This is a genomic window from Rhodococcus sp. 320_ES, from assembly GCF_059691855.1.
Map to the genome: position 1 here is coordinate 1 of NZ_JCAWAG010000012.1, position 603 is coordinate 603.

A 603-nucleotide genomic window follows, 5' to 3' on the forward strand; every position below is an offset into this window, starting at 1 on the left:
CGTTACAACGGCAAGCTGATTGCTTACCCGATCGCTGTTGAAGCGTTATCGCTGATTTATAACAAAGATCTGCTGCCGAACCCGCCAAAAACCTGGGAAGAGATCCCGGCGCTGGATAAAGAACTGAAAGCGAAAGGTAAGAGCGCGCTGATGTTCAACCTGCAAGAACCGTACTTCACCTGGCCGCTGATTGCTGCTGACGGGGGTTATGCGTTCAAGTATGAAAACGGCAAGTACGACATTAAAGACGTGGGCGTGGATAACGCTGGCGCGAAAGCGGGTCTGACCTTCCTGGTTGACCTGATTAAAAACAAACACATGAATGCAGACACCGATTACTCCATCGCAGAAGCTGCCTTTAATAAAGGCGAAACAGCGATGACCATCAACGGCCCGTGGGCATGGTCCAACATCGACACCAGCAAAGTGAATTATGGTGTAACGGTACTGCCGACCTTCAAGGGTCAACCATCCAAACCGTTCGTTGGCGTGCTGAGCGCAGGTATTAACGCCGCCAGTCCGAACAAAGAGCTGGCGAAAGAGTTCCTCGAAAACTATCTGCTGACTGATGAAGGTCTGGAAGCGGTTAATAAAGACAAACCG

At 50.6% G+C, this 603-nt stretch carries 1 protein-coding gene; it reads left to right on the top strand.

Going from position 1 to position 603, the window contains the following annotated elements; genetic code table 11:
* A partial coding sequence (gene malE / locus AC59JP_RS23025) for a maltose/maltodextrin ABC transporter substrate-binding protein MalE (protein WP_497328220.1) occupies nt 1-603 on the top strand: 603 nt, incomplete at both ends.